The organism is Bradyrhizobium sp. LjRoot220 (assembly GCF_964252915.1).
GTDB lineage: Bacteria > Pseudomonadota > Alphaproteobacteria > Rhizobiales > Xanthobacteraceae > Bradyrhizobium.
The window spans coordinates 168,412-189,846 of record NZ_CAXUPS020000004.1 but is presented as its reverse complement, the minus strand read 5'-3'; the positions used below and the strand labels follow the sequence as shown (position 1 = coordinate 189,846).

Sequence of the window (21,435 nt, the reverse complement as noted above, 5' to 3'; positions counted from 1 at the left end):
AGGCGCGACGGCAGTTTGATCCCCAATCACGCCGGCACCTTCTGAGATTTTCGGCTCAATCGGCCCGACAACGGCGGACATTCTTTCCTCCGCATTCCGCATCTGTTCCACTATCCCGCGGATAGCCACTTCCAGTAGCTTTGTGAAAACAGGGATACTCCAAGGCGTGGGATGGCGGAGCAGGGCAGCACGCCGGGCGGCAGACGAGGCTACGCCGGAACCTGGCCGCCGCGCCAGGCGGTGGCGCCGGCGGGCGGCTATGCGCCGATCAGCGTCAGCGCCCTGCCGCCGTTCATCGAGACCTTGCGCGCATGGGCGCGCGCGGAGGCGGGGGCCGGGCGTTTGCTGCCCTGGGTGCCCGTCGCGTTCGGCACCGGCATCGCCTTTTATTTTGCTGCCGATCATGAGCCCGTGCTGGCGGTCGCGGCCGTCACCGCCATCGCGCTGTGCGCGGCGGCGTTCTTGCTGCGGCGGCACAAGGCGTTTCCGGTCGCCGTGATGATCGCCGCCGTCGCCGCCGGCTTTGCGATTGCGACCTGGAAAACCGCGCGGATCGCGCATGGCGTGCTTGCGCGGCCGATGTTCTCGGTCTCGCTGACCGGCTTTGTCGAAACCCGCGACATCCGCGAGCGCACCGACCGTTTTGTCTTGCGCGTCGTGACCATGGAGAGCGCGCGCGGCGCGACCAAGCTTGAACGCGTGCGGCTGTCGGTCAAGAAGGGCACCGCGCCCGCGGTCGGCAGCTTTGTCGAATTGAAAGCGCGGCTGTTGCCGCCGCTAACACCGTTGCGGCCGGGCAGTTACGATTTCGGCCGCGACATGTTCTTTTCCGGCATCGGCGCCTCCGGCTTCGTGATGGGCGCGATCAAGACCGCGCAGGCGCCGGATGGAGGCGGCCTGAAACTGCGCTATTCGGCGGTCATGCAGGGCATGCGGGACGCGATCGATGCGCGGATCAGGACCACGCTGGAAGGCGACAAGCGCGCGATTGCGACCGCGCTGCTGACCGGCCGGCGCGACGCGATCTCCGAGCCCGTCAACGATGCGATGTTCATCTCCGGCCTCGGCCATGTGCTGTCGATTTCCGGCTACCACATGGCTGTGGTCGCGGGCGTCGTGTTCTTTGCGGTGCGGGCGCTGCTGGCGCTGTTCCCAACGCTTACGGTTGGCTTTGCGATCAAGAAATGGGCGGCGGTGGCGGCACTCGCCGCGTCGGCATTTTATCTGCTGCTGTCGGGGGCTGAAGTGGCGACGCAGCGTTCGTTCTTCATGACGGCTGTGGTGCTGATCGCCGTGATGGTCGACCGCCGCGCCATCACGTTTCGAACGCTGGCAGTTGCCGCCCTCATTGTCTTGACCATGGCGCCGGAAGCCCTGGTGCATCCGAGCTTCCAGATGTCGTTTGCGGCGACGCTTGGGCTGGTGGCGCTGGTGCAGCTCGGCATGCCGCGCCTGTTCGCGCAGCCGGATCATTCCGCGACCGCGCAGGTGGCGCTGTGGGGCGGCCGCGAGCTCACGATGCTGCTGCTGGCCTCATTGGTGGCGGGCCTCGCCACCACGCCTTACGCGGCGTTTCATTTCCACCGGGTGACGCCCTATGGCGTGCTCGCCAATCTGGCGGCGATGCCGGTGGTCTCGGCGCTGGTGATGCCGGCGGGTCTGCTCGGGCTCGCCCTGATGCCGTTCGGCTTCGACGGCATCTGCTGGTGGGCGATGGGCGTCGGCATCGACTGGATGATTGTGGTCACGCAATGGGTCGCCGCCTTGCCGGGCGCGGTCGGCCGCGTGCCGGCGTTTGGCATCGGCCCGCTGATCGCGGCCAGTGTCGGGATCATCGTGCTCGGGTTGTTGCGGACGCCGCTGCGCTATGCTGGCGCGGCTCTGGTGTTGTTTGCCGCGGTATGGGCGGCGAGGGTGCCGCAGCCGGATATCCTCATTTCGGCCGACGGCCGCAATGTCGGTGTCCGCGGCCAGGACGGCAAACTGCATCTGATGCGCGCAGCCAGGGGAGCTTCGAGGGATAGCTTCCTTGTCAAGGAATGGCTGGCGGCGGATGCCGACGCGCGAAAGCCTGCCGATGCCTCGCTCACCGCGGGCGTCTCATGCGACGAGGGCGGCTGCGTGGCGCAGGCGGCCGGCGGCGGGTTCGTCGCATTGGCGCTCCGGCCGGAGGCGCTGGCGGACGATTGCGAACGCGCAGGCCTGCTGGTGACCGCAAGGCCGGCGCCGACGGCGTGCGGGGCCGCGGTGATCGATGCCGAGCGCCTGCGGCGGCTGGGCGCGCTGGCGCTGCGGCGAAACGGCGGTGGATTTACCATCGATGCCGTCAAGCCCAGAGGCGTCGACCGTCCGTGGTCTCCGGCGATCGCGGGCGAGGGAGAGGCGGAGACAACTATCCTCGCGCCGCGCGCAACGGGCGAGCGGCCCGTGCGGCCACGCGCCATCGACGCCACGCCGTCGGACGCCGACCTGCAGGCGGACGAGTAGTGTTGGCTCCTTGGCGCGCCGGCCGTGTCGCAACCGGCGCCGCGTTCAGCCGGTGGGAAGCCAGGCCACCGGGGCTGCGTCGGCCTGCGTCGTCGTGCGCTCGGGCGCCGGATTCGTCACCGGCAATTGCAGCACGGTGACGCGCTGACCCTCGCAAAGCTGTGTCACCAGCACATGGCTGCCGTCGGGAAACTCGATCGCGTCGTGGTGACGTTCCCTTATATGCGGATTGATGGTGTTGAACTTGCCGACGCGAAAACCGACCGTCCGCGTCCAGATCCAGCGGTTGTCGTATTTGACGTCTTGCGCGAAGGCCAGTTCGGTCCCGGGCAGCATGCAGACCGCGACTGCGGGGTCGCGCTCGCTGGCAAAGCCGCGGGTCGAGGTGCCGCGGAACGTGGTCGATATCAGGGTCTCGCCGACCTCGGCAGGACGCGTTGCCATCGCGTGCAGACTATAGTCACACATCGGATCGCTCCCTCGTAAGAGATAGAGACCCGTGCCTCCCTCGAGGCGCTGGCCTCCATCAGAGTGGACTTGGCCAAAGTCTATTCCTGTTCTGCGCGTTTGCCAATTGAAGGCCGGCGCGCCCGATCACAAACACGCTACGGCGGCTGCGAATCTTCGCCCGTCGGCGGCAGCGGCAGTTCGAAGGCGCCGAGATGGAATTGCTCCCGGCCGTCGTCGGCAATGTCGGGCAATTCGACCAGCGTGAAGGCGGCCTCCGGATATTGCTGCCAGATTGCGAGGTCGTCGGCGGTCACCGTCAGCCAGCCGAACCGGAGCATGTAGCGGCCCGGCTCGGTCACCAGTCCCGCGCGTTGCCAGGTGATTTTGGTGATCATGTTGCTGACCACGTCTCGTTTCCCCCCGGGGCTAGGGCGTTTCCAGCGAAGCTGAAGAAAACGCGTCATACCAACCAACGTCACGCCAGTTTTTGCCGTGTTCTGGGCAATTGTGGGACGAGCGCCTGCGCGCCGCACCCCCTTCGTCATGGCCGGGCATAGCCGTCTGAAGGACGGCGTCGCTTCCGCTCGCCTATGGCCGGCCATCCACGCCTTTCCTCGAGATGAACCAAAGACGTTGATGCCCGGCTCAAGGCCGGGCATGACGACTTGGGGATGAGGAATGACGCCACTGACGGCCGCGAAAGCGGGCCGCGCTCAGTACTTCCGGTACAGCCCGATCAGCTTGCCCTGAATCCGGACCCGGTTCGGCGGCAGGATGCGGACTTCATAGGAGGTGTTGGCGGGCTCGAGCGCGATCGAGGCGCCGCGGCGGCGGAAGCGTTTCAGGGTTGCTTCCTCCTCGTCGATCAGCGCCACCACGATATCGCCGGTGTCGGCGGTTTCGTTGCGCTGGATCAGCGCCATGTCGCCGTCGAGAATGCCGGCGTCGACCATGGAATCGCCGCGTACTTCGAGCGCGTAATGTTCGCCGGAGCCGAGCATGTCAGGTGGTACGCTGATGGTGTGGCTGCGGGTCTGCAGCGCCTCGATCGGCGTACCGGCGGCGATCCGGCCCATCACCGGTACGGCGACCGGGCGCTCGCCATCATCGGCAGCGGGCGCGCTGGCGGCGCGAACCTTGCCGAGCGTGCCCTCGATGACGCTGGGCGTGAAGCCGCGGCGGCCGTTGCCGTTACTGCCGGCAAGCTCGGGCAGCTTGATGACTTCGATGGCGCGCGCGCGGTTGGGCAGGCGGCGGATGAAGCCGCGCTCTTCCAGAGCGGTGATCAGGCGGTGGATGCCGGACTTGGACCTGAGGTCGAGCGCATCCTTCATCTCGTCGAAGGAGGGCGGCACGCCGGCTTCCTTGAGCCGTTCGTTGATGAAACGCAGAAGTTCATACTGTTTGCGCGTAAGCATCTCGAGCAATCCCCCGGTTGGCGCGTCGTAATTCGTGATCTTCAACTTCGTGGTCTTCAACTTCGTGGTCTTCAGTCGCGAGAGGCGTCCCTAAATTCGGAGTCCAAAACTCCCAATTAAAGACACTAGTCCTCGAAACAAATCATGAACGGACACTATATGTTCGATACATGTTCCGCAACCACTTAATTTCAGGTGAACGCGCGCCGACTTCGCCAGACGGCGCCGTTGCGCGGTGCATCATTCCGGCAAGCGCAGGAACTCGCATGGCATCCCCTTCGGCACCGCCGGCGCAAACGGCGGACGGATCAAAAGCGCCCGTGCCGCAGCGAGATTTCCCAGCAGCGAGGAATCCTGGTGGCTCACCGGCACCGCGATCAACGCGCCATCCTGGCGCCGCTCGAGCCGTGCGCGCAGATAGTCTTCGCGCTGGTCGTTGGCGGGAAGATCGCGGCCGAGCAGCGCACTCTCCCGGACGTGATGGACGGTATTTCGGCCCGACAGCGCCCGAATCAGTGGCACCAGAAACAGGAAGCCGCAGACATAGGACGAGACCGGATTGCCGGGCAGGCCGATCACCCGCATCGCGCCGAGCCGTCCGTGCATCATCGGCTTGCCCGGGCGCATCGCGATCCGCCAGAACGCCATCGCGACGCCCTCGGCCTCCAGCGAGCGCTTGACGAGGTCGTGGTCGCCGACGGAGGCGCCGCCCATCGTGATCAGGATGTCGGCGCCCGATGCGCGGGCACGGCGGATGCCGTCGGTGGTCGCATCGATCGTGTCGGCGGCAATGCCGAAATCGATGGTCTCGGCGCCCTCGGCCCGCGCCAGCGCGCGCAGCGCGTAGCCGTTGGAATAGACGATCTGGCCGGGGCCGGGATCGGAACCGGGCATCACCAGTTCGTCGCCGGTGGCCAGCACCGCCACCCTCGGGCGGCGGTGCACGGCGAGCTCCGGATAATTCATGCCGGCGGCGAGTGACAGATCGCGTTCGGTGAGGCGGCTTCCTTTGGTGAGCAGCACATCGCCTTCGCGGAAATCGGCGCCGGCGGCGCGGATATGCCGTCCCGGTTTTGCAATTTCCGTGATGGTGATGTGGTCGCCGCTGGCAGCCGTGTCTTCCTGGATGATGACGGCGTCGGCGCCCTCGGGGATCACGCCGCCGGTGAAAATCCGGACCGCTTCGCCGGCGCCGACCTTGCGCTCGAACGGGCGGCCGGCCGCGACCTCGCCGATCACCTTCAGCCGCGCGGAGAGGTCGGCGGTGTCAGCCGATCGCACCGCATAGCCGTCCATCGCCGACATCGCCTGCGGCGGCTGCGTGCGCCGTGCGGCGAGGTCGCGCGCCAGCACGCGATGCCAGGCGGTGTCGAGTGCGGCGATTTCTTCGGGCAGGGGATCTGCGCCTGCGAGGATCGCGCTGAGGGCATCGGCAACCGGCATCAGGGCCACGGGCACTTCTCCTCGATCGCGATCCAATCTGAGTTCGGCTTGGGGAGGCGATCGTTGAGCGCTTTCATAACGGAGAGCGGGGGCGGAGGCAAAACGCGCGGGCTGAACGCGTGCGTGGAGAGAGCCGCGTCGCCATCTTGTTGCTGAACGGCAACATCGCTCCGTAATCGCTCACGACATCAGGCGGATACCGTCATGGACCGCGCCAGCGATTTGTTCGCATCTGCGATTCGGTTAGGGTTCCATCAGTTGAGGTGTGGGCGCCAAGGTTTTGGCCAGCCACGGGCTGGCTTACTTGAGCCGGTTTCGCGCGAATGCGGGGCGGACGATGATAGCGACGGCAACGGTTTCGGTCTCCCTGCACGCCGGTGTGCTTCTTCCATCCGACCGCCGGGCGAGCCTGCTGGCGAGCAGCATGCTGTGCGGCGGCACCTTGCGCAGCCTCGCGGCGGTGGCCGGGATGATGACCGTGCTCGGCATCTCGCCGGCGTTCGCGCAATGCTACTCCACCGTGACGGGGCTGGCGGGAGACTGCACGGCCGTCGTTCCGGGCGGCAGCAACGCTACGGCGATCGGCTCCGGCGCCAACGCGACCGGCGTCTTCGCGACAGCGTACGGGAACGGCACGACCGCGAACGGGGGCAGCGCGACCGCGACCGGCGCCCTAAGCACTGCCACTGGGGACTTCGCGACGGCAACCGGGGTCAACAGCCAGGCGAACGGCGCACAAGCCACGGCAACCGGCGTGGGCAGTCAGGCCAACGGCGCCCTGGCCACCGCGACCGGCTCGGGCAGTGTTGCGACCGGCGTCGGCGCGACCGCGACCGGCACGGGCAGCTTTGCCAACGGCGATCAGGCTTCCGCCACGGGCGTGAGCAGCCACGCCAACGGCGCTCAAGCGACCGCGACCGGCTACGCCAGCACGGCGAACGGCGCACAAGCCACCGCGACGGGCGTGTTCAGCACCGCCGGCGGTAACTTTGCGACGGCAACGGGCGCGGGCGCCACCGCGAGCGGCAACTTCGCCACCGCGGCCGGCGGCTCCAGCACCGCGACCGGCGCTTCCGCCACCACGACCGGGGCCTTCAGTTCGGCCATTGGCGCGGGCGCTACCGCGACGGGCGCGAGCGCTTTTGCCAACGGCGACAATGCGACCGCGACCGGCCGAAGCAGCCGGGCGAACGGCGCCAGCGCGACCGCGACCGGCCAGGACAGCATCGCCAATGGCACGACCGCGAGCGCCTTCGGTCAAGGCAGCAACGCTACCGGTGCCTCCACCACCGCGATCGGCCAGGCCAGCCTCGCCAGCGCCACCGGTGCCACGGCGGTCGGCGCCAGTGCGCGGGCTACCGCGACTGGCGCGGTCGCCGTCGGCAACAATGCTGCCGCCACCGGCGCCAACGCCATCGCGATCGGCAATGGCGCGGTGGCGACCGGTTCGGTCGCGGTCGGCGCGTTGGCCTCCGCTGCCAACGGCGGCGCGGCGTTCGGCGACGGCGCGGTCGCAACGGGAACGAATTCGACGGCGCTCGGTCCGAACAGCCAGGCGCTCGCGGCCAACTCGGCTGCGATCGGCAACGGCGCATCCACCAGCGTCGCCAACCAGGTCTCGATCGGCACCACCTCGAACACCTACCGGATGTCCGGCATCACCTCGGCGGCCAGCCTTGCGGCGCAAACCGGCCCGATCTCGTTCGTCACCAGTGACGCCAACGGCCATCTTGCCGTGTCGAGCTACAGCGCACCGGATATTTCCGGCCTGCAGAACAATGTCGCAACTTTGCAGGGCAACGTCGCGGTCCTGCAGGGCGACGTCGCGACCCTGCAGACGCAGATGAGGCAGGCCTTCGAGGGTACCGCGGTCGCGATCGCGATGGGCGGCTCCGCGCTGCCGTCGGACAAGAAATTCGCGATTTCAACCAACTGGGGCACGTTCCGCGGGCAGAATGCCATGAGCCTCGGAGCTCAAATGCGCCTCAGCGACCATGTGGTCCTCAATGGCGGCGTTGCCGCCGGCTTCGCGCAAGGCGGCGTCGGCGGCCGCGCCGGACTGACGGTCGCGTGGTGACGACAGGGTGGTGAGAGGAAAACAATTTCGCTGGCGGGTTCTGATGATTGCGGCCGTCATGGCTGCGAGCGTGTCCGCCGGTCATGCGCAAGCGCCGAAACCCGCGCAGATCGATCGCAATGGCGTGCTGATCCTCGTTCGATCGTCGCTGCTGGCGCTCGATCAGGCCAACAAGACCGGCAATTACACGGTGCTGCGCGACATCGGCGCGCCCGGCTTTCAAACCAACTCGGCAGCGCGGCTCGGTGAAATCTTCGCCAAGCTGCGGGGCGACAATCTCGACCTCTCCGGCGTCGCCGTGATCGATCCGCAGCTCAATCTGCTGCCGCAGATCGAGGCCAACGGGCTATTGCATATGGCCGGCTTCTTTCCTTCGGTGCCGAGCCAGGTCAATTTCGATCTGTCGTTCGCGCCAGTGAACGGGCAATGGCGGCTGTTTGGCATCTCGGTGTCGATCGGGCAGAGCGGGCCCGTCGCGCCGATGCCCGAACCGCCCGTTGCGCAAAAGCAGCCCGCTGCAACAGCCGCGAAACAGCCCGCCATCAAGCCCGCGCCGGCGGACAACAAGCCGGCTGACCACCAGCAGCCCAAATAGACCGGCCCCCGAGCAACCAAGAACGTTACCCGACGAAGAACTCGATGAAGGTGATGTTCGCGACGCTCTGTTATGTCTCGGCGGTCAGTTGCGCGGGGATCAGGACAACATAGGCAGCTTGGCTAAATCCCGAGCGCGGCAAGCGTCTTTGCGACGTCATCCGGCGCTGTCACATGCACCGCGGTCAAGCCCCGCGCCCGCGCGCCTTCGATGTTCGCGGCGGAATCGTCGAAGAACACGATGCGCGAAGCGGGCACGCCGATCGCCTTGACGACATGGTCATAGGCCGCCGCATCCGGCTTTCGCAGCCCGATCGTCGATGACAGGAAGACTTCGCGAAAATGCCCGAGCACGCCGGCATAGGCCTGGCTGAAATGCACGACATGCGCGTTATTGGTGTTGGAGAAGGCATAGAGCGGCAGGCGTTGTCCGGCGCGCGCCAGCGATGCGGCGATGTCGGGCATTTCGCCGGCGAAGATCGCGTTCCAGCCTTCGAGAAACTGGGCGTCCGAGATGCCGATACCCAATGAGTCTCGCAGCCCTGCGAAGAATTCGGCGTCGCTGATCTCGCCCCGCTCGTGACGATGCCAGGCGTCATTGGGCGAGAATCGCTCGACGAGGTGCGCGGGCTCGCAGCCGGCATGGCCGGCCCAGGTGGCCACCACCTTGCCAAAGTCGATATCGAGGACGACGCGGCCGAGATCGAACAGCAGGGCGTCGGCGGAGGTGGGGAGGAGCGGGGAGTTCATGCCAGAGGTTTACAAAACTGGACCGGCCTGAGCAACGGTCGGCCGTGGCCAGCCGGGTTGCATGTTTCGCCGGCACTTTGCAGGCAAATCCATCGTTTAAGCCGCCCCGCGAGCTGTGCTAAGTCCTGCTTCAACGTTTTGGCCGAGGATCCGGGGAGTGATGGCATGAAGAAGATCGGCATCGTGGCTGTGATGGTCTTGCTGGCCGGGCCGGCGTGGGCCCAACAGCAACCCATTCAAAAATACGGGGAGGAGGACAAGGAGAAGACGCGATCGGATATCGCGGCGGAAAAGGAGGCCGAGCGGGCCTACAAGAGGTCGCTGGGCAATATTCCGGAACAAAAGGGCGGGGATCCCTGGGGAACCGTGCGCAGCGACAGCGCTGCCCCGAAAGCCGCGGCCAAGGCGCCGGCGAAGCCGAAGGCCGCGAAGACAGACGTCAAGACCGAGACCACCGCAAAATAACGTCAATGGAAGCGATCCGCCGGCAAAGCGGGCTTGAACGAGGCGGGGAAGTGGCCGGCATGAGGGCTTGCCTACACTCCAACCCACTTCTCGAAGAACACACTCGCCGCGATCGCTTGCGGGGCCTTCAGCGCGTAATCCCCGAACGCCGGGCACTCCCGGAAGCCCGTGCGTATGTAGAGCCGCATCGCCGCGATCTGGCGCGTTCCCGTCTCCAGACGCAGCACGGAAAGTCCGGCGCCGCGCACCTCGTCCTCGATCCGCGCGAGAATGGCGTCGGCGACGCCCTGGCCCCGCGCGCCGCCGCGCACGAACATCCGTTTGACTTCGGCGTAGTCAGGGAACAGGGCGACGCCGCCGCAGCCCACCGCAGCCCCTTGCCGCCGGGCGAGGAAGAACCGGACGTGCGGTTGAAAGATCGCATCGATCGAAAATCCATGGCGCTGCTCCGGCGGGTATTCCGCCGCGAGCACGGCCTCGAGTTCGCCGACCAGCAGGCGCACCTCGTCGGTCGCGGCTGGCGCCGCCTCGATCCGCACTTCATCGCTATCGCTCATCTATGCCCCCATTCGACTCGGGCATGGCCGCCCGTAGCGAGTGACTCCAATGTAGCGAAATGCCGGTATCGGAGAAATCCTGGATTTGCAGGCAGCTCGGCGTTGCCAGGCCCGCAAGCGCAAAAAAGAAGCCGCCCTTCCGGAGAAGGACGGCCTGAAGGTGGTCATCCGCCTGGGATGAGGGGCCATCCTCGGCGGGTAGTTATCGAAGGTTTCCTGAAAACGACAGGGAACCGCTCACCCACATCACGGATTAGGCGATCCGCGGCAGCGTCACTTCAGCGACGTGCTGATAGCGGTTGCGCCGGTCTCGTCAGCGAGAAATCTGCGAATTGTTTTCATGCGGTCGTTGTGACGCCAATTCTTGAATCGATTCTGAATCCGATCGCAGAGACGCAGGGGTATCTCGATGATTTGCGCCGGTAGTACTACGGGACGGCGAGGGAACCAGGGGTGATTCAGTTCCCATTCGCGACGCACACCAATCGTCATTGCCTGGGCGGTATCGGCGACAGTGCACTTAATACGTCAACGGTCTTCCGGCTTGGACGGCTCCGGACCACGTTTGCCCGGTTTGAGAGAACGTTTGGTCAATCGTTCGATCCGGGTGAGAAAGCGATCATCGCCGAGCGGCCGGCCGACGCTCTCCGCCGCGCGAAGGCGCTCGACCATGTCCGCCTCCGGCTCGCTTTCGAGCAGATCGGCGAAGCGAGGGAAGCGCTCCCTGATCGGCGTCAGCGCCGTGATGCCGTCGTCCCTGCCGCGCAGATGCGCGCGCGTGCTCGACCCGCGCCAATCCTGCGCCCGCTCCACCAGCCGTGCCCGCACCGGGTTGAGCGACACGTAGCGTAGCGCCGCTCCGAAGTGCGCCTCATCCATGGCGACGGCGCCGAACCGGCCCCGCCAGAAATGGCCGCTGCGCTTGCGCCGCGCCTGGATGGCGCGCGGGTTCGATGCTTCACGCGCGGCGGTCATGACTGGGCGGAGGGCGCTTTCCAGTTAGAGAAGTCCCGGTGCTTCATGAAGGGGGCGGCGCAAAGCCCGAGGTGGTCGCAATGGTGACCGTGCTGGCAGCCCCAAGCTCTCACTGATTGGCGTCGGCGTTGTCATTGGGTTTTTACCGCCGCGCAGAACTGTTCCGTGACCGCCGTCGTTTCCTCGGTGACGTTCCAGCCGTTGGTCTCGGCGTTTTCCTTGGCCGACTTATGCTCGGTCTGAAGCATCTTTTTGATTTGCGCGTACGGTTTCCAGTCGGCCTTGGATAGCTTGACGGGGGGCGCACCGCAGACGTTATGGGCAATCGCTTTCTGCACACTAGTGCTGACGTCGCTCATGAGGTCCTCGACCACGGCGGTGAAGCGCGCCTTGGCGTATTGGCTGTTGGCTGCGATGAAGTCCTTGCAGAAGGCGACCCGTTGACCTCCGTCGCGGGCCTTGATGTAGGCCGTCTGCGTTTCGTAATGGAGACGGTAGGCGAGTTTGTCGGCCTTCGGGTCGGATTTCACCGCCTGGAGCATGGCGCGGTGCTCACCCGAGGTGGCGTCACTGATCCTGAGGTCACATACTTTGGCGAGGGAGACGACCGGAACGTAGGCCCGCAACTTGGCTTCCAGCGCATCGTTGGCGTGCGCAACCGGTGCGAACTGGCTGGCGGCGATTGCGAAAGCAGCGAGACAGCGATTCATTGGTGATATGCTCCGGATCACCGAACAGCAAGCGGCGGCGTTGGGATCGCGGCACCCAGCCGCGAAGCGTCCAGCCTAGCAACGGGCTGAGCAATTTACCGCAATTCCTGGGGCGGCTGTCGAGCGCCCATCTTGATCTGGATCGTGGTTCCGCATCAGGAACCGGGTTGTCCGGTCGCGCCCATCCATACCGCGCCGCAACCCGCCATCTGACGTTGCTCGGCCCTTTCCGGTCCGCATTTTCCGATCCCTCGAATGAAAGTGAGCTATCGCCGTCTGTCCTCGATCAGCGAGGTGGCCCGAATTTCGGTATTTCGGTGACAGTGCTCGAATTTCGAGTTTCGGTGACAGTGCACTTAATGCGCCCGTTAACGGTCTTCCGACTCGGCTTCGGACCACGCTTGCCCGGCTTGAGGGAACGTTTGGTCAATCGTTCGATCCGGGTGAGGAAGCGATCGTCGCCGAGCGGCCGGCCGATGCTCTCCGCCGCGCGGAGTCGCGCGACCATGTCTGCCTCCGGTTCGCTTTCGAGCAGATCGGCGAAGCGGGGGAAGCGCTCGCCGATCGGCTTCAACTCGGTGAGGCCGTCGTCCGTGCCGCGCAAATGCGCGCGCGTGCTCGCCCAGCGCCAATCCTGCGCCCGTTCCACCAGCCGTGCCCGTACCGGGTTGAGCGACACGTAGCGCAGCGCCGTGGCGAGATGCGGCTCGTCCATGGCGACGGCGCCGAACCGGCCCTGCCAGAAATGGCCGCTGCGCTTGCGCCGCGCCTGGATCATTCCGGCATAGCTTCGATGCACACGCGCCAGCGCGCGGCGCAGCCCGTCGGGATCGGACGGCACCAGGATCAGGTGCACGTGGTTCGGCATCAGGCACCAGGCCCACACCTCGACGGCGGCATTGCTGCAATTTTCGGCGAGCAGGTCCCGATAGAGCGCATAGTCGCCGTCGCCGAAGAAAGTCCGCGCGCGGCCATTGCCGCGCTGCGTGACATGGTGCGGATGACCGGGGATGACGACACGGGCGAGGCGGGCCATACGGCATGATGGCTGCGAAAGGGCGACGCGTCAATTGAGTGCACTGTCACCGTAATCACGTAATCAAGACATGGCCGACGGGCGGCGGAGCCGCCCGAGCCGCTTGCGCCAAGCTTGCGGACCGCTAGGCTCGTCTGCCTTGCGGGCTCAATCCGCAGTGAACCCGACGACACGGCCATTAAATTGAGAATTGAGGATTTGGTTTATGCGACCGTCTAACGAGATCGGGATCTCAGCTTTCTTCCCGATCCACTGAAGTTTTTGTTCAGCTATCGTAAATAGCCCATTCGCCAGCGCTGCTAGTATTACTTCTGTCCTGATGGAGTTCACAGCAACATGGGGGATTGAGATCATGTGATCCCAATAATCCGACCTGTATTTGCCATCAACAAAAAGCCAGTCTCTTTGACAAGTGATGAGCCACCAGCCATTCAGGTTCTCGATGCTGACGGGAACGTCGCCGTGGTTGATTAGATCGCGAGCGAGTCCCGCCGCGAGCCGTGCTCCCCTGGGAGTATCCCCTCCATACATCAGCGGGTTCCGCTGAATGCTCTTAATGGCATCATCGAAGATGGTGAGATCACCGGGACCGTATGGCATGGTGTCTTCTCCAGTTGTCGCCGATAGAGTGCCCTTGCAAAACCCATCACGTCGCTGCACCGGCCGTTCGCTTCACGCGACGGGCTGCGCTCCTGCCATCCCGCGGGCTGGTATCCTCAGGCACTAATCTGTCTTACTCAAAAGAAGGATGTTCCGTGAGCCACACTTCGGGCATCGCATGATCCGTTCAAGTTTTTTCGATCCTTCTATGGGGATGTCTTCCACGACAAGGTTTTCCTCGCCGCAAGCTGGACAGGCGACCAGTGCGGTCGGGTCGGTCGCCAGAAGTATGCCTGCTGCGATCCACTTTGAAGTGACGTTTGGCTCTCTCATGGCAATCTTCCTGCAGCCCGCGCAGCAAACGCTGCCGCCGCTTGGGTTTCTTGGGCAGCGAGTTGGCCCGACACCCCAGCTGCTGCGTTACTGAACCTCAATCGGTACAACTCGTGAAGCACCGTCATATTGAGTTCCGCGTTTGTCGCAAATGCTGGGCGGCCGATAAGGAAGCCATTTTCCCCAAACATTGTCATCCCTGATGCCGGGAGATTGGGCTCGTATTGAATCATTCGTCCACCGATCCTCACAGTCAACGACTCACCCGCACTATGCGCCGCCGCGAGTTCGGCCATTTGAGGTGATGTTACGATCGATCGCCCTTCTCTTATTATCGCTCGCTCAGCTTGAGAAAATGCCCCCCCTGCGGCAGGCGCCACCCTAAATGCACCATCGGACGCCAAGAATGGCAACATTCCCACAAAGGCACCGGCCTGAATGCCAACAAAGGCGCCTGCATTAAACGCCAAACTGCCATTTTGAAGTGCGGACGAAAGCGGTACGGCGTCGGGTCCGAACAAGCTGTGCTGGAATCCCGCTGAGAATCCTGCCGCAGCAAAGCCATTTGGATCGATAAGGTTCAGCGGATCATTATGCACGTAGGCATAGAGATTAATGCCACCTTGCGCTCCGATCGGATCCGCCTGCAAGAACCGTCCCCATGCTGGCGAATAATGCCGCGCGCGGTAATAATAAAGCCCGCTGGTCTCGGGATCGATACGCTGGCCGGTATAGCCGAACGGCGCTGAGCCGCCCGCGCTCTTGCCATAGGGCTGGTAGCCGATCTTGCTCAGCGTCCCCGAGCTTGAATCGACCGACGCGATCACCGAGCCCAATATGTCCGGAACGAATGTCGCGCGCGTGGCTGCGGCAACGTTCATCTGATTCAGCACATCGTTGGACCCAAGCCCATACGCATACCAGCGTAAAACCGCGCCGCTGGTGCCGTCATATTCCAGCACTTCGCGATTGGCGACATCGGTGACGAACACGGTCGTGGTGCCGTTTACGGTCTTGGTCTTGCGGCGGCCCTGCGCGTCGTAGGTATAGCTTGCGGTATTGCCGGCTCCGCTGGCCGAGATCAGCCGGTTCTCGGTGTCGTAGCCGAGGGTGAAGGTGCCGTCGGAAGTAAGGTTGCTGTTTCCATCGTAGGTGGGGCTCACCGCGCCGACGGCCGTATATCGGTTGAGCGCATCGGCGCTGTAGCTCACCGTGCTGGGCGTTGCGGCTGGATAGTTGAACCAACCGTTGTCGGTCACGGTTTGGCCGACCCGCTGGTTGGCCTTGTTGTAGCTGTGGCCGAACGTGACGCTGCTCGCCGTCGGCGCTGCGGAGAGCGGGGCCGGACTCCAGGTGAGGCCGGTCGGCCGGTTGAGCTTGTCGTAAGCGGCGTTGGTTACATAATCAACGGACGGCGGCACGGCAGCGGCGATTGCGGCGCTGCTGTCGCTGACGCTGATGAGGCGGCCGGCAAGGTCGTAACGATAGCTAACCACCGTGGCAGGCGCAGGCGGCGTCTTGGTGGCGAGCCGGTTCAGCGTGTCATAGCTGAAGGCGATGGCAGCGCCGGCGCGGGTCGTCCGCGAGGTCACGTTGCTGTCGGCGTCGTAAGTCAGCGTCTCCGTGCTGCCGAGCGGGTAGGTGGTGGTCGTTGGCCGGTCGAAGCGATCATAGGTAAGGCTCGTGCTGCGATTGTTGGCGTCGGTCAGGCTCGCCAGGAGCCCGTTCGCCGTGTAGTTCTTTTGCAGCAGCGGAGCGCCTTGAATGGCCGGGTTCGAGATCGAGACCTGCCGGCTCAACGCGTCATAGCCGTATCCCGTCGTCCGGCCCATGGCGTCCTTGACGCTCAGTACGCGATCGAGAAGATCGTAGCTAAAACTCGCCGTATTGTTGTTGGCATCGGTCGTGGTTGCGGGCTTGCCGGTCAGCGTGTAGGTGGCGCTCGTGGTCCGAAGCACGGTACCGTTGGTGGACTCCTGCACCTGGATGACGCGCCCTTCCGCATCGTAGCTGTTGGTCGTGACCAGGTCATTCGGAGCGGTGGTCGTGATCGGGCGGCGGGCGGCGTCGTAACTGCTCGTCGCGGTGTTTCCGCGGGGATCGGTGACGGAGATGGGATCGCCTACGGCGCTATATCCGATCGTGGTGATCTGATTGAGGTGGCCGGCGCCTGCATCGCGGACAATCGAAGTCTGGTTGCCGGAATTATCGTAGGTGAACCGCGTCACCGCACCGAGTGGATCGGTTGCGGTGAGGACCTGACCCACGCCATTGTAGGTGAAACTGGTCCGCGCATTGAAATGCGGCGAGCCGCCGACATCGGAAATCGACGTCGTCAGGTTTCCGGTCGCGCCATCGTAACTCATCGTGCTGACGAGGCCGCGTGGATCGGTGACGCTGGCCGGCTTGTTGTAGATCGGGTCGTAGCTGTAAGTCGTTGTCAGAGAAGCGAGCGGCGGGCCAGGCTTCGGATTACGCGTGACCGAGGCCACATTGTTCGCCCACGGATTTTGGACGCTGTCATATGTGTAAGCGACACTACTGCCCTCCGGCGTCGTGCTCGACGACAGGCGATTGAGCCCATCATAGGCGTTCGCCGTCAGGCGGTTAAGGCCGGCAAAATCCTGTATCTCGAACAGAGGCTTGCCAAGCGGATTGTAGTAAAGGACATGCCGCGTGCCGTAGGGGTCATTCTCCTCGCTGCGGTATCCAGCAAAATAGTAATTCCAGGTGGTGTTATTGCTCGATGCATTGTTCGCATTGGCCTGGGTCATCACCCGGCCGAGGCTGTCATAGGTGTTGGTGACGAGCGCGGTTCCCGATGGCGTGAACACCTGTGCCAGCAGACCTGGGGTTAGCGTTCCGCCCGGAGGGGCATAGGAGAAGGTCGTCACCTTGCCAAGGGGGTCGGTGGAAGAAACCAGATCACCCGAAGCATCATAGGTGTAGCTCACGCTGCGAGCAGGCGAAGAATTGTCGCTCGCCGCAATGAGTTGATTCGAACCATTGTAACTCAGCGTCAAGGCGCGACCGAAATTGTTGGTCACCGACGTCAGCAACGGCGGCGATGCCGCATTGTAGTTGAAGGTCGTGGTAACCCCGGCCGGCGTCGTCAATGTCGACGCATTGCCGGCGCTGTTGAAGTTGAGCGCGGCACCTTCCTTGTAGCGCATGGTGTAAGCGCCACCATTCAGGCTGAGGCGACTGGAAGAGCCGGGCCGCGGATTGTAGCTGCCATCGGCCAGCAGCATGAACTGTTCGGATTGGCTGCCGATCGTCACGTTGACGGCATTATTGATGAGCTGGTCCATGAACCAGCGTTGCGTCAGGCTAGTGATGATCACCTTGGAAAGCGGCTTTGCTGGGTCGCTCAAGAGGTCCTGCGCCACGTAAGCCCCGACGATGGCAGCTGCCCCGTCGATCGGTGAATCCTGGCCCATTCCCTTGAGCCCGTCGCTGTTCTTTGTAGCGGTAACGGCATAGCCATGCGTCCATCCCAGGCCGAGTGGACCGCTCGCATACCGGTTGTTCGATGTGTAGGATCGTTGGAAAGCCAGACCGGCGGAAGGCGTTCCGATCGTGATGCACCCTGACCAATGGCTTCAACGCCGATGCCGACCAGGTGATGGCAAATTTCGCCGCGATACTGACGTGCTTGAACAACCAGCCGCCGGCTGGTGTGCCGCGAAGCTATCTTGCGGGGCTCACCCTCTCGACAGCGGGGGGATCTAGCGGCTTCTCAGTTGCAGCCGGTGTAGCGACATCGGATGACGCTGCGACGTCAATGCAGCTAGCGGCGTCGCTATCGAAATCCACGGCCGCGTGGGCGGTGGGAACTGCCACCGGCTCATTCGATGGTACCGGAGCCGCACCAAGCGCAAGCTCCAATTGGTATCATGTCCACTTGATCAAGCGGACAGACACCGGTGTTGTCGACGTCTTGACGTCGCTCTCCGCTACGACGCCGACGCTGCCGGCAAACTACTTGAAGTTCCGCCGTATCGGTTCGATGAAAACCAATGGCTCGTTTCAGTGGATAGCGTTTTCCCAGCTCGGAGATACATTTCTCTGGGGAACGCCAGTCAATGATTACGCATCGACAACCTCGACGGCTCCGTCTCTCAAAACCCTGACTGTTCCGACCGGCGTCAAGGTCGTGCCGATTATCTCCGTGTTTCAGCCGGCTGGTTCGGACAGCAATCTTGCAATATCGTCGCCCCCCGATACCGTCGATTACGCACCAGGAAGCAACATTGGATTAATGAGAATCGGAGCTTCTAGCACGCAAATCCCAATCTCGGCGGTGTTCTGGACCAATACGTCGGCTCAACTGCGGGTTTAGATGGGACGTGAATGGCGCGACTGCGAACATCAATACGCAAGGCTGGATCGACGCGCGCGGCAAGAACAACTGAACAGGCGGTTGGGGCACCCAATTGCGGTGAAGAATTGCAGAATTGCGATGACAGCGCACTTCGTTGTCACCGCAATTCGATCATGCGGAAATCGCTAAACCTCAACTGCGTCGCCTCGCACGCAAGCGCAATCTCGTAACTTAGCTGCGACAAAGTAACCCGACGGGCAAATCACTTCTGATTTACGTAAATCATGTCAAGCCCCGAAATAAAAAATATTTCGCTTTTACGGAAGCAAAATCAAGCGTACATGTTTGGCCATCCCGTCCTACTCAGAAGGGCGTCGGCCGTCGTCACGGACGTTGGACGGGTTGCGGTGGACGCTGATGTTGCGATGGACGATCGTGACAAAGGCGTACGGCGAAGACGTGTGGTCCCGACGCCGCGGTGCTGGCGTCAATGCACCTGGAGGCAATAGCTTCCGAGGGCGCAACGGAGGCAAAAGAGCCGTTCTCCGGGGAGAGCTCGTTATAAGCCGTAAAGCCATTGCGCAGGGAATGTCGGATGTTCTCCGCTGCCCTGTATGCTCGTGTGCAACTTTCTATCTACAAACCGCACACGGGACCGCGGGTGCAGCGCGCATCCGGCATTCCCTGCGCCCTCTGTATCGAGGGCAAGGAATATCTGGCAAAGCTCGGGCATGTCGTGCCGCGAGATCGCGAACCTGTATGTGGAACAGCGCCATGAACCGTGCCGGCCCGCAAAAAGTGCCCAATTCGGCCCCCTGATCCGCATACTTAACAAACCCGTAATGGCGCGGGCCGAAACCGCCTTGATCCGACCAAAAAGCCGTTGTTGGTTGGCCGCCGGGCCACGGGCACGCCGATTCACAAGAATTTCGGACGTCGATAGCCATAAGGATCGCAAATGCGCAGGAATCTCACCTTTCTCCTCGGCACGGTAACCGGCATTTGTTTGACCGTCCTGGTCGCCGGGCCGCAGGGGGCGCATCTGGTGGATGCGGCCAAGGCCGCGGCCCGCAGCGATAGCACCTTTTCGCAGCTCAATCTGTTCGGCGACGTGTTCGAGCGCGTTCGCGGCAGCTACGTCGAGAAGCCTGACGATGCCAAGCTGATGGAGGGCGCCATCAACGGCATGATCTCCTCGCTCGATCCGCATTCGCGCTACATGAACGCGAAGGGCTGGAGCGACATGCAGGAGACCACGCATGGCGAATTCGGCGGCCTCGGCATCGAGGTCACGATGGACGACGGCCTCGTCAAGGTGGTGGCGCCGATCGACGACACGCCCGCCGCCAAGGCCGGCATCATGTCGGGCGATTTGATCACGCAGATCGACGATGATTCCATTCAGGGCATGACGCTCGATCAGGCCGTCAGCAAGATGAAGGGGCCGGCCAACAGCAAGATCCGCCTGAAGATCATGCGCAAGGGCGCGGATGCGCCGGTCGAAGTCGCGATCGTGCGCGAAATCATCCGGGTGCGGCCGGTGCGGTTCCGCACCGAAGCCGGCGATATCGGCTATATCAGGATCTCCAGCTTCAACGAGCAGACCACCGACGGGCTGCGCAAGGCGATCGCGGAGATTTCAAAGGCGATCCCGTCCGACAAGCTCGCGGGCTTCGTCATCGACCTGCGCAACAATCCGGGCGGACTGCTCGATCAGGCGGTCTCGGTGACCAGCGCTTTCATGGGGCGGGGCGAGGTGGTCTCGACCCGTGGCCGCACCCCGGAGGAAACCCAGCGTTTCGTCGCCCGCGGCGGCGATCTGACCAAGGGCAAGCCGCTGGTCGTGCTGATCAACGGCGGATCGGCATCGGCCTCGGAAATCGTGGCCGGCGCCTTGCACGACCACAAGCGCGCCACCATCATCGGCACGCGCTCGTTCGGCAAGGGTTCGGTGCAGACGATTATTCCGCTCGGCAAGGGTAACGGCGCGCTGGCCCTGACGACCGCGCGCTATTTCACGCCGTCCGGCAAATCGATCCAGGCCCAGGGCGTCACGCCCGACATCGAGGTGCTGCAGGACGTGCCGGACGAGTTGAAGAGCCGTGCCGAACTGAAGGGCGAAGCGTCGATGCGCGGGCACCTGGCGGCCGACGGCGCCGAGCAGACCGGTTCGCAATCCTACGTGCCGCCCGACGTCAAGGACGACAAGGCGCTCGGTGCCGCCTTCAATCTGCTGCGCGGCGTGACCGTCAACGCCAATGCGCCGACGGCTGCCTCGTCGAAGCGGCCGGTGCCGAACTAGCCAGCCTCTGCAGCAGCGGGCGCGGATCGAGAAACTAAACGCGGATCGAGCGATTAAAAAAAGAGCCCCGCCGAAAGCGGGGCTCGAAAATTACGGGGCTCGAGATTTGTAGCCTCGTTATTTGCCGTTCGGATTCTGATCAGGGTTTTGCGTGCCGTTTGGACTCTGATCAGGGTTCTGCGCCGGCGGGTTGGCTTGCCCCGAACTTGAGGGCGCCGCACCGGTGGTCTGTCCGGGCTGCATGTTCTGGTTCGCCGGCGGCTGATTGCCGCTCTGTCCGACCGTGGACTGGTTTTGCGGCTGATTTTGCGGCGCGGCCTGTCCGGTCGTGTTCTGCTGCGCCGGCTGGTTCTGTGCAGACGGCTGCTCGCCGGTCGCCGACTGGTCCTGGGGCGGGTTGGCCTGCGCGGGTTGCTGCGCTCCGGCCTGGCCCTGACCCGTCGTGGTCGATGGCGTGCTGGTCGACTGACCGGTGGTCGACTGGCCACCGGTTACGTTCTGGCCGGACTGAATCCGGTTCGACAGCCCCAGCGCGCTCACGGTGCGGGTATCGATGCTGCCGCTGACCTGGATGCCCTGCTGGCGCTGGAACGTGATCAGCGCCTCGCGGGTCCGGGGACCGAGCACGCCATCCGCTTCACCGGTCAGCAAGCCCTGATCGATCAGCACCCGCTGCACCTCGCGGATCTCGGTCTCGCTGAGGTTGAGCGCCATGGCGCCTCCGCCGCTGCTGCCGCCGCCGCTAAAGCGCGCGCGCGGTCCGGCCGGCACCACGTCGACGACGCGGCGTTCGCGATCCAGGAACACGACTTCATCCTCGACCACGAAGAACTCGTAATCGCGGTATTGCGGGAATACCTCGACCAGGGCCGGGAAGGTCGAGATCGACACCGCACGCACGTGCGAAGGCACGA

Annotated in this window: 18 protein-coding genes; 6 read left to right on the top strand and 12 right to left on the bottom strand. The window is 63.9% G+C overall.

The window, feature by feature from the left end:
* Positions 1-171 precede the first annotated feature (171 nt).
* A complete protein-coding gene (locus ACSQ84_RS19250) occupies positions 172-2,487 on the top strand; it encodes a ComEC/Rec2 family competence protein (RefSeq protein WP_436213294.1) in 2,316 nt (771 codons plus the stop codon).
* 45 nt (positions 2,488-2,532) lie between these two features.
* On the opposite strand, the gene ACSQ84_RS19245 is transcribed toward ACSQ84_RS19250, so the two are convergent.
* The 4 genes from ACSQ84_RS19245 to ACSQ84_RS19230 all read right to left on the bottom strand — a co-directional run bounded on the left by ACSQ84_RS19245 (position 2,533) and on the right by ACSQ84_RS19230 (position 5,807).
* Positions 2,533-2,955 carry a hypothetical protein gene (locus ACSQ84_RS19245; protein ID WP_436213293.1) on the bottom strand — a complete coding sequence of 141 codons (423 nt, stop codon included), beginning with the start codon at positions 2,953-2,955 and terminating at the stop codon, positions 2,533-2,535.
* Between the two features lie 137 nt (positions 2,956-3,092).
* A complete protein-coding gene (locus ACSQ84_RS19240; protein WP_436213650.1) occupies positions 3,093-3,332 on the bottom strand; it encodes a hypothetical protein in 240 nt (79 codons plus the stop codon).
* A gap of 318 nt (positions 3,333-3,650) precedes the next feature.
* Positions 3,651-4,355: a transcriptional repressor LexA gene (lexA, locus tag ACSQ84_RS19235; RefSeq protein ID WP_436213292.1), complete on the bottom strand. Its 705-nt coding sequence runs from the start codon at positions 4,353-4,355 to the stop codon at positions 3,651-3,653.
* Positions 4,356-4,595: 240 nt separating this feature from the next.
* Positions 4,596-5,807, bottom strand: coding sequence for a molybdopterin molybdotransferase MoeA (locus ACSQ84_RS19230; RefSeq protein ID WP_436213291.1), 1,212 nt, complete (start codon positions 5,805-5,807; stop codon positions 4,596-4,598).
* 328 nt (positions 5,808-6,135) lie between these two features.
* Here ACSQ84_RS19230 and ACSQ84_RS19225 point away from each other — a divergent pair, with 328 nt between their 5' ends.
* Together ACSQ84_RS19225 and ACSQ84_RS19220 are read left to right on the top strand one after the other, a co-directional pair.
* Positions 6,136-7,875: a YadA-like family protein gene (locus ACSQ84_RS19225; RefSeq protein ID WP_436213290.1), complete on the top strand. Its 1,740-nt coding sequence runs from the start codon at positions 6,136-6,138 to the stop codon at positions 7,873-7,875.
* Between the two features lie 43 nt (positions 7,876-7,918).
* Positions 7,919-8,470 carry a hypothetical protein gene (locus ACSQ84_RS19220; protein ID WP_436213289.1) on the top strand — a complete coding sequence of 184 codons (552 nt, stop codon included), beginning with the start codon at positions 7,919-7,921 and terminating at the stop codon, positions 8,468-8,470.
* 122 nt (positions 8,471-8,592) lie between these two features.
* Here the strand turns inward: ACSQ84_RS19220 and ACSQ84_RS19215 are convergent, their stop codons facing one another.
* Positions 8,593-9,219, bottom strand: coding sequence for an HAD family hydrolase (locus ACSQ84_RS19215; RefSeq protein ID WP_436213288.1), 627 nt, complete (start codon positions 9,217-9,219; stop codon positions 8,593-8,595).
* Between the two features lie 165 nt (positions 9,220-9,384).
* Between ACSQ84_RS19215 and ACSQ84_RS19210 the strand changes: the two genes are divergently transcribed.
* Entirely contained in the window at positions 9,385-9,684 is a 300-nt protein-coding gene (locus ACSQ84_RS19210; protein WP_436213287.1) for a hypothetical protein, read from the top strand.
* A 71-nt stretch (positions 9,685-9,755) separates the two neighbouring features.
* Here the strand turns inward: ACSQ84_RS19210 and ACSQ84_RS19205 are convergent, their stop codons facing one another.
* From ACSQ84_RS19205 to ACSQ84_RS19180, 6 genes are all read right to left on the bottom strand, one after another.
* A complete protein-coding gene (locus tag ACSQ84_RS19205) occupies positions 9,756-10,241 on the bottom strand; it encodes a GNAT family N-acetyltransferase (RefSeq protein ID WP_436213286.1) in 486 nt (161 codons plus the stop codon).
* A 528-nt stretch (positions 10,242-10,769) separates the two neighbouring features.
* On the bottom strand, positions 10,770-11,216 hold the full coding sequence (locus tag ACSQ84_RS19200; RefSeq protein ID WP_436213285.1) for a transposase: 447 nt from the start codon (positions 11,214-11,216) through the stop codon (positions 10,770-10,772).
* A gap of 131 nt (positions 11,217-11,347) precedes the next feature.
* Positions 11,348-11,926, bottom strand: a complete 579-nt coding sequence (locus ACSQ84_RS19195; protein WP_436213284.1) for a hypothetical protein — start codon at positions 11,924-11,926, stop codon at positions 11,348-11,350.
* Positions 11,927-12,212: 286 nt separating this feature from the next.
* On the bottom strand, positions 12,213-12,962 hold the full coding sequence (locus tag ACSQ84_RS19190) for a transposase (protein ID WP_436213283.1): 750 nt from the start codon (positions 12,960-12,962) through the stop codon (positions 12,213-12,215).
* 147 nt (positions 12,963-13,109) lie between these two features.
* Positions 13,110-13,562, bottom strand: a complete 453-nt coding sequence (locus ACSQ84_RS19185) for a hypothetical protein (RefSeq protein ID WP_436213282.1) — start codon at positions 13,560-13,562, stop codon at positions 13,110-13,112.
* A gap of 329 nt (positions 13,563-13,891) precedes the next feature.
* Entirely contained in the window at positions 13,892-17,335 is a 3,444-nt protein-coding gene (locus ACSQ84_RS19180; protein ID WP_436213281.1) for an RHS repeat-associated core domain-containing protein, read from the bottom strand.
* A gap of 185 nt (positions 17,336-17,520) precedes the next feature.
* On the opposite strand from ACSQ84_RS19180, the gene ACSQ84_RS19175 reads away from it, so the two are divergent.
* Both ACSQ84_RS19175 and ACSQ84_RS19170 read left to right on the top strand, forming a co-directional pair.
* Positions 17,521-18,237 (top strand): hypothetical protein, encoded by a 717-nt coding sequence (locus ACSQ84_RS19175; protein ID WP_436213280.1) that lies wholly within the window; start codon positions 17,521-17,523, stop codon positions 18,235-18,237.
* Between the two features lie 940 nt (positions 18,238-19,177).
* On the top strand, positions 19,178-20,521 hold the full coding sequence (locus ACSQ84_RS19170; RefSeq protein WP_436213279.1) for a S41 family peptidase: 1,344 nt from the start codon (positions 19,178-19,180) through the stop codon (positions 20,519-20,521).
* Positions 20,522-20,638: 117 nt separating this feature from the next.
* On the opposite strand, the gene ACSQ84_RS19165 is transcribed toward ACSQ84_RS19170, so the two are convergent.
* Positions 20,639-21,433: a peptidoglycan-binding protein gene (locus tag ACSQ84_RS19165; protein WP_436213278.1), complete on the bottom strand. Its 795-nt coding sequence runs from the start codon at positions 21,431-21,433 to the stop codon at positions 20,639-20,641.
* Between the last annotated feature and the right edge of the window lie 2 nt (positions 21,434-21,435).